The following is a 6655-nucleotide window of genomic DNA, read 5'->3' on the forward strand; positions in this document are numbered from 1 at the left end:
GTCGACGACCACGAGCCGGTCCTTGAGCTCAGGGCGGCGCGCCGCGAGCCTCTGGAAGCCGTCGAGGTAGCAGAGGCGGTTGTAGACGTCGTCGCAGACAACGAAGAGCCCGCGCTCGGCGGCGACGCGTGCCACGGCATCGAGCGACTCGGGGCCGTAGACGCAGCCGGTGGGGTTGTTGGGCGAGGTGACGACGATCGCCTTCGTGCGTTCCCCCATCGCCGAGCGCAGCGCGCCCTCGTCGATGGCGAAGCCGCTGCCCGTGGTGTCGAGAGCTCGCACGTGGCCGTGGGCCGCGCGGACGATCGTCTCGTAGAGCCCGAAGGCGGGCGTGGGGACGACGACCTCGTCGCCGGGGTTCAGAAGCGCGAGCAGCGTGGCGGAGAGCGCCTCGGTTGCCCCACAGGCCACGATGATGTCCTCGGCGCCGTAATCGAGCCCCTGCCCCCGCATATACGCGGAGATGGCCTCCCGGAGCTCCTTCTTTCCGTTGTTCGGCGGGTAGTGCGTCTGCCCCTCGGCGAGCGAGCGAGAGACCGCCTCCTTGACGGGCGCGGGTGTGTCGAACTCGGGCTCGCCGAGCGTGAGCTTGACGCAGCCGGGGACGGCAGAGGCGAGGGCGTTGAAGCGCCTGATGCCCGAGACGGCAAGCTGCCTGAGGTCGGAATTGGTGTCGGCCACGGAATCCCCCTTACCCGCGCCAGAGCATCGAGGCGTCGATGTCGGCGACCGTCGCAGCCCCGCACATCTCCATTGCGTCGGCGAGCTCGCCCTTGAGCTGGCAAAGAAGGGCGGAGACCCCGTCGGCCCCGTCACCGAAGGCGGCGACGACGAACGGGCGGCAGACGAGGCACGCCTTGGCGCCGAGCGCGAGCGCCCGAAAGACGTCGAGGCCGCTGCGGACGCCGCCGTCGACGAGGACCTCCAAATCGTCGCCCACTGCGTCTGCGATGCCGGGGAGGACCAATGCGGTGGCGGGCACCCCGTCGAGGACGCGGCCGCCGTGGTTCGAGACGACGATGCCGTCGGCGCCGGCCCGGGCCGCGCGCTCGGCAGCCGCGGGCGTCATGACGCCCTTGAGCACGAAGGGGATCCCCTCCTCGTGGCAGGCGGCGACGACCTCGGCGACCTGGCCCTCGTCCTTGGCGCCCGCGGGCGGGTTCTGCCCCTTGAGGAAGGGCAGGCCGGCCGCATCGATGTCCATGGCGACGGCCGCGGGCCTCGCAGCGAGCGCCTGGGCGAGCTTCGCGTCGAGGGTGTTCGCGTCCCAAGGCTTGACGGTCACGACGCCTGCACCGTCGAGCTTCGAGATGAGGTCGCAGGAGTCGGCCATGATCTGTGCGTCGAGGCCGTCGCCCGTCCACGCGAGCGTGCCTTCGCGCTCGGCCGCGCGCAGGACGCACTCATTGTAGCCGACGGTGTCGTACTTCTTGCCGTAGTGGCGCTGGACATCGCCAACGGGACCGATCATGACGGGCAGCGAGAGTTCGCGCCCGAGCACCGTGCAGGCGGTGTCGGCCTCGAAGGGGGCGTGCAGGGTGTCCATGTTCACGAGGACGTCCTGCCATGCGGCGTAGTTCCGGATGGCTACGGTGCCCGTGCCCTTGGCGCCCGGCCCCGGGACGGTGTTTCTGCACCCGCGGCCGTCGCAGACGGGGCAGGCCTTGCAGTACGGGCCGATGTTCCCGCGGGCAGCCGCGGCGAGCTCGGAATACTTCATGGGAAAGCCTTTCTATATAGAAGAGCAGGCAAGAAGCGAGCTGCGTGCTGCTTCTTGCCTGCCGTGAACACACGGATGACGAAAAGGGACTGTCCCTTTTCGTCATTTTAGGCGCGGGCGGGGACGATGCGGTCGCGGAGCCACTGAGAGAGCTCCGCGAAGGGCACGTCGAAGCGCTCGCCGGTCTCGCGGACCTTGACCTCGGCGTTGCCGGCGGCGACGCCCTTCTTGCCCAGGATGACCTGGTACGGGATGCCGATGAGGTCGGCGTCGGCGAACTTGACGCCCGGGCGCTCCTTGCGGTCGTCGACGACGACCTCGAGGTCGGCGGCGGCGAGCTCCTCGGTGACCTTGCTCGCGACGGGCCAGACCGCGTCGTCGTTCACGCTCATGGCCACGACCTCGACCTCGTAGGGGGCGACGCAGACGGGCCAGCAGATGCCGCGCTCGTCGCTGTGCTGCTCGACGACGGCAGAGACCATGCGCGAGACGCCGATGCCGTAGCAGCCCATAAGGAAGGGCTTCTCGCGCCCGTCCTCGTCCATGAAGGTCGCGCCCATGGACTCGGAGTACTTCGTGCCGAGCTGGAAGACCTGCGAGATCTCGATGCCGCGGGCGGCGTGCATGGGCTTGCCGCAGTGCGGGCACAGGTCGCCCTCGCGGGCGCAGACGACGTCGACCCACTCGTCGATCGTGAAGTCGCGGCCCATCTGGGCGTGGCGGTAGTGGTAGTTGGCGAGGTTCGCGCCGACGAGCCACCACTCGGAGGACTTGAGCGAGGCGTCGGCGACGACGCGGATGCCCTCGGGCAGGCCGACGGGCCCGATGAACCCCTTGACGAGGCCGGCGTCGCGGAGCTCCTCGTCGGTCATCATGTGGTAATCGCCGAAGACGTGCTCGGCCTTGACATCGTTCATCTCGTGGTCGCCCGGGACGAAGCAGACCGTCGCGCGGCCCTCGCCGTCGATGAGCGCCAGCGCCTTGCGCGTGGCGCTCTCCTGGACGCCGAGGAGCGCGGAGACGTCGGAGATGGTGCCGGCGTTCGGGGTGTGGACGCGCTCGAGCTCGCCCGCCTCGCCCTCGGCGACGGCGACCTCAGCCGTGGCGGCCTCGGTGTCGGCCGCGAAGCCGCAGTCGCACCAGACGAGCTCGGCCTCGCCGGCGTCGGCGAGCGCCATGAACTCGACGGAGGTGTCGCCGCCGATCTGGCCGGAGTCGGCGACGACGGGCAGGGCCTTGATGCCGCAGCGCTCGGCGATGCGGGCGTAGGCCGCCTTCTCGGCGTCGTAGCACTCCTGCAGGGACTCCTGGCTCGCGCTGAACGAGTAGGCGTCCTTCATGATGAACTCGCGGCCGCGCATGAGGCCGAAGCGGGGCCGGAGCTCGTCGCGGAACTTGTCCTGGATCTGATAGAGCGTCACGGGAAGCTGCTTGTAGGAGCGCAGCTCGTTGCGGACGAGGTCGGTGAAGGTCTCCTCGTGGGTCGGGCCGAGGACGAAGTCGCGGTCGTGGCGATCCTTCAGGCGCATGAGCTCGGGCCCGTAGGCGCCATAGCGGCCGGACTGCTCCCAGAGCTCGGCGGGCGTGAGGATGGGCACCTGGATCTCCTGGGCGCCGATGCCCTCCATCTCGTCGCGGATGACGCCCTCGATCTTGCGCAGGACGCGCCAGCACAGCGGGAGGTAGCTGTAGAGGCCGGCAGCGGTCTTGCGGATCATGCCGGCGCGCAGTAGCAGCTTGTGGCTCACGAGCTCGGCCTCGGCGGGGTCCTCCTTGAGGGTCGGGGCGTAGAGCGAGGACATCTTCTGGTAACGCTTCACGATGGGTCCAATCTCCCTATGAGAAGCCGGGCGCGCGGCCCGGCTCACGTGCAATTCATTAGATTCTACGGCAAGAAGGGCCACTCGCGCCACGCTCGCGACCAAAGCGGCCCTCAACCGAGCGCATCAGCCGAAGCGGCGCTCGATCTCGGCGAAGAGCTCGTCGACCATGTGTTCCTCGGGGACCTTGCGGATCGACTCGCCGTTCGCGAAGAGGAGCGCCTCTCCCCTGCCGCTCGCCATGCCGATGTCGGCGCCCTTGGCCTCGCCGGGGCCGTTGACGGCGCAGCCCATGACGGCCACCGAGATCGGCGCCTTGACCGACTGCAGCCGGCGCTCGACCTCCTCCGCGATCGGGATCATGTTCACCTGGCAGCGGCCGCAGGTCGGGCAGCTCACGAGCTCGGGGTGCAGGCGCCTCATACCGAGCGCGCCCAGCAGCTCCCAGGCGACCTTGACCTCCTCGACGGGGTCGGCGGTGAGCGAGAGGCGCATCGTGTCGCCGATCCCCTCAGAGAGCAGCACCGAGAGCGCCGAGACGTTCTTCACCGTGCCCTGGAGCATCGTCCCTGCCTCCGTCACGCCGATGTGGAGCGGGACCTCGGGGAGCAGGCGGCTGAGCTCACGGTTGGTCTCAATGGTCGCGGGGACGTCGTGGACCTTCGCGGACATGACGATGTCGTCAAAACCGCGTTCCTGGAAGTGACGGACGAAGCTGACGGCGCTCTGGACGAGCTTCTGGGGCTGCGTGAGGTCCTCGCGCGCGTCGATCTGGCGGTCGAGCGATCCGGCGTTCACGCCGATGCGGATCGGGATGCCGGCCTCCCCCGCGGCGTCGATGCAGGCGTCGACGCGGTCCCAGGAGCCGATGTTACCGGGGTTCAGGCGCATCGCGGAGGCGCCGCGGCGCGCGGCCTCGATGGCCAGGCGGTAGTCGAAGTGGATGTCGGCCACCACGGGCAGAGGCGACTCGCGGCAGATCTCCTGGAAGCCGTCGAGGACGGCGGCGGAGGGGATTGCCACGCGGACGATCTCGCAGCCCGCGTCGGCGAGCGACCGGATCTGGGCGAGGGTGGCGGCGGGGTCGTCCGTCTTTGTGGTGCACATCGACTGGACCGAAACGGGGGCGCCCCCGCCCACCTGCACGTTGCCGACGTGCACAGGACGGGTAAGCTCACGCGCGGGTTTGCTGCTCTGGGTGCTCATGCTGCTATCCAATCACGAATCTGACGATGTCGTTCTTGAGGACGACGACGAAGACAAAGAGGAAGAAGGCCAGCCCCACATAGGTGATGTAGCTCTGCGCCTTTATGGAGAGCTCCCGCCGGAAGGCGGCTTGGATGAGCTCGATCACGATCTTGCCGCCGTCGAGGGGCGGGATCGGCAGGAGGTTCATGAAGCCGAGCGACATCGAGATCGAGGCGGCGAGGAGCACGAAGTCCGAGACACCGGCGCTCGCCGCCTGCGAGGCCATGAGCGAGATGCCGACGACGGAGGTCGACTGGTCGAGGATCTGCATGGTCTGCTGAGGGATGAGGAGCCTGAACGCGTAGTTGCAGACCATCTGGGCGTAGGCGACCGTCAGGCGCGCGGCCTCGAGCGGGTTCGGGTGGTACAGGACGGTCTGGGAAATGATGCCGAGCTTGTCGGTCGCCTGGCCGTCCGGCAAATCGACCTCAAGGGCCTGCCGCCGGCCGTCGCGCTCGATGGTCAGGCTGAAGTCCTGCCCGGCGTCGAGGTAGGGCCTCATCGCCGAGGTGAAGTCGCTCCAAGTGCCCACCTCGGCGCCGCCGACCTCGACCACGCGGTCGCCGGCCTGAAGCCCGCAGGAGGCCGCGACGGTCCCCTCGCCCACGGCGCCGACGACGGGCTCGTTCGAGGCCGTGCTCACGCCGGAGACCATGAAGGCACCGGTGACGACGATGAACGCGAACGCGATGTTCATGGCGGGACCGGCGAGCAGCACGGCCAGGCGCTTGAGGAGCCCCAGGCCGAGGTAGGTGTGGGAGCGCTCCTGCGCGAAGAACTCCTCGGCCGAGCAGCCGGGGACGCGGGGCTCGCCTGCCACGGTCGAGCCCTCGGCAGCAAGATCGTGTCCGCGGTCGAACTCGGTGAGCAGCGACGCGTCGCGCGCAACGGTCTCGAACGCGGCCGGATAGGTCTTCTGGCCCGGCTCCTCGCCGAGCTCGGGGTTGTAGTAGGGCTGGACGGATGCCCACTCGCTCAGCCCCGCGAGCGCCGAGACGACCTCGTCCTCATCGACGCCGAGCTCGCGCGCCACCTGGGCGGACTCGACGCGGCCGTGGCGCTGTACGCACATGAGAACGCGGGCGGCGACGTCGGCGCCCATGGGCTCCATGCCGCTGATGCGGTTGTAGCCGCCGAGGAGCACGGGCGTGACGCCGATGCGCGTGCCGACCTTCTTGCTCTTGAACGAGAGGCTCCAGCGGCACGGCAGGCCGAGCATGAACTCGGTCACGCGCACGCCGAAGGCGCGGGCGGCGAGGTAGTGGCCCGCCTCGTGGATGAACACGAGGGTCGAGAGCAGAAGGAGCCCCCAAAAGAGGGCCGCGAGGAAACCGAGGATGTAAGACAAGGATTAGACCTCCGTGAGGATCTGGGAGGCGAGCGCGCGGGAACGGGCGTCGACCTCGAGGAGCTGTCCCAGGCTCTCTACCCGCTCCGGCGCCGTGCGCGACATGACGCCCTCGACGACGCGCTCGATATCGAGAAAACCGCATGAACCTTGGCGGAAAGCGAGGTTCGCGACCTCGTTCGCCGCGTTCATGGCGCAGGGGAGCACGCCGCCCGCGCGGCCGGCTTCCTTGGCCAGCCGCAGGCATCCGAAGGTCGACTCGTCGGCCTCTCCGAAGGTGATGGGCGAGCAGGAGCCCCAGTCGACGCGCTCGACGGACGTCTCCCAGCGCTCGGGATAGCTGAGGGCGTACTGGATGGGGGCGCGCATGTCCGAGCCGCCGAGCTGGGCCTTCACGACGCCGTCGGAGAACTCGACCATGGAGTGGATCTTGCTCTGGCGCTGGACGAGCACGCGCACGTCGTCGATGGGCACCTGGAAGAGGTGGTGCGCCTCGATGACCTCGAGGCCCTTGTTCAT

Annotated in this window: 5 protein-coding genes and 1 pseudogene; all 6 read right to left on the reverse strand. The window is 69.0% G+C overall.

The window, feature by feature from the left end:
- Positions 1 to 681: pyridoxal phosphate-dependent aminotransferase (locus ACT84W_RS04330; RefSeq protein WP_444328329.1), on the reverse strand; the 681-nt coding region annotated here is incomplete at its 3' end.
- Positions 682 to 691: 10 nt separating this feature from the next.
- Positions 692 to 1720, reverse strand: coding sequence for an alpha-hydroxy-acid oxidizing protein (locus ACT84W_RS04335; RefSeq protein ID WP_444328330.1), 1029 nt, complete (start codon positions 1718 to 1720; stop codon positions 692 to 694).
- Between the two features lie 107 nt (positions 1721 to 1827).
- Positions 1828 to 3540, reverse strand: a complete 1713-nt coding sequence (locus tag ACT84W_RS04340; protein WP_444328331.1) for a proline--tRNA ligase — start codon at positions 3538 to 3540, stop codon at positions 1828 to 1830.
- 126 nt (positions 3541 to 3666) lie between these two features.
- The gene (gene ispG / locus ACT84W_RS04345) at positions 3667 to 4746 is read right to left on the reverse strand and encodes a flavodoxin-dependent (E)-4-hydroxy-3-methylbut-2-enyl-diphosphate synthase (RefSeq protein WP_417576560.1); all 1080 of its coding nucleotides are present in this window, start codon (positions 4744 to 4746) and stop codon (positions 3667 to 3669) included.
- A 4-nt stretch (positions 4747 to 4750) separates the two neighbouring features.
- Positions 4751 to 6136 (reverse strand): site-2 protease family protein, encoded by a 1386-nt coding sequence (locus tag ACT84W_RS04350; RefSeq protein WP_444328332.1) that lies wholly within the window; start codon positions 6134 to 6136, stop codon positions 4751 to 4753.
- A 3-nt stretch (positions 6137 to 6139) separates the two neighbouring features.
- Positions 6140 to 6655 (reverse strand): annotated as a pseudogene (locus tag ACT84W_RS04355) (1-deoxy-D-xylulose-5-phosphate reductoisomerase); the annotation flags it as partial.

Origin of the sequence: Paratractidigestivibacter sp., from assembly GCF_052362415.1 — a bacterium.
In the GTDB taxonomy this organism is placed as follows: Bacteria; Actinomycetota; Coriobacteriia; order Coriobacteriales; family Atopobiaceae; genus Paratractidigestivibacter.

What these genes read in the sequence shown, in the direction of transcription:
- ACT84W_RS04335 (WP_444328330.1), bottom strand. Translation starts at nt 1,720, where the DNA reads ATGAAGTATTCCGAGCTCGCCGCGGCTGCCCGCGGGAACATCGGCCCG.
- ispG (WP_417576560.1), bottom strand. Translation starts at nt 4,746, where the DNA reads ATGAGCACCCAGAGCAGCAAACCCGCGCGTGAGCTTACCCGTCCTGTG.